Source organism: Vibrio sp. 1180_3 (assembly GCF_029478545.1).
GTDB lineage: Bacteria > Pseudomonadota > Gammaproteobacteria > Enterobacterales > Vibrionaceae > Vibrio > Vibrio aestuarianus.
The window spans coordinates 1-793 of sequence record NZ_SJFM01000145.1 but is presented as its reverse complement, the minus strand read 5'-3'; the positions used below and the strand labels follow the sequence as shown (position 1 = coordinate 793).

At 43.3% G+C, this 793-nt stretch carries 2 protein-coding genes; both read left to right on the top strand.

Annotated features, from left to right (window positions below):
* The coding region (locus EYW48_RS21325) for a hypothetical protein (RefSeq protein ID WP_277433060.1) at nt 1-230 on the top strand (230 nt) is incomplete at its 5' end.
* Nucleotides 231-321: 91 nt separating this feature from the next.
* Entirely contained in the window at nt 322-456 is a 135-nt protein-coding gene (locus EYW48_RS21320; protein WP_277433059.1) for a hypothetical protein, read from the top strand.
* The last annotated feature ends 337 nt before the right edge of the window (nt 457-793 follow it).

The window sequence follows — 793 nt, the reverse complement described above, 5'->3', positions numbered from 1 at the left end:
TGTCCATATCTTGGAATGCTTCGAAAGGAGAGCATGCTGCAATACCAATAAGCAAAAGCGAACTTAAAGTTAATTTCAAAACTGTCATTGAAGATCCTAAGGAAATTTTGCCTAACGCTGCGTTAAGTGGTGAGCAACGCGACCACAATCCTAAACCATTGCGCCTTAAACACAAAACTCAACCTAGAGCCGAACCTCCCAAGCGTTGGGAATCCGTCTTAAACGCCTAGTTAGCTGCTGCACTTTCGCCAGCGAATTACGACAAAATGCCTAATTTTAAACACATTATTGCTTTCAAACGGCAAAGTAAAACGGACAGCTGTGAAATTAAAACCTCATCCACGAAATGCGCTTGGCAAAGAAGAAATGACCGAGGAAATCCTCATTCCTGAGCATGGTAATTTGCAAAGAATTCTATCGGAAAAGCCAACGACAGAGCACACGAAACGAATTTAAGAATGCATAAATTTCAACACCAAAGAAGCCGCGCCAACGAACTTAACAAACACAAAATTTCCCGTAAGCAGACTTCGTTAAGTTCAAACACTCCCCGAAAAGTGCCACTGGCGAGATAGTTGAGAAACTGAGATTTGTCCGGTGTGTAGCTAGAAAACCCAAAGCCTTTCCACCCTAAATTCACCGTTTTTCTTAACCCAAGCTAACGCCGCGTTAAGTGGTGAGCAACGCGACCACAATCCTAAACCATTGCGCCTTAAACACAAAACTCAACCTAGAATCGAAACTCCCAAGCGTTGGGAATCCGTCTTAAACGCCTAGTTAGCTGCTGCACTTT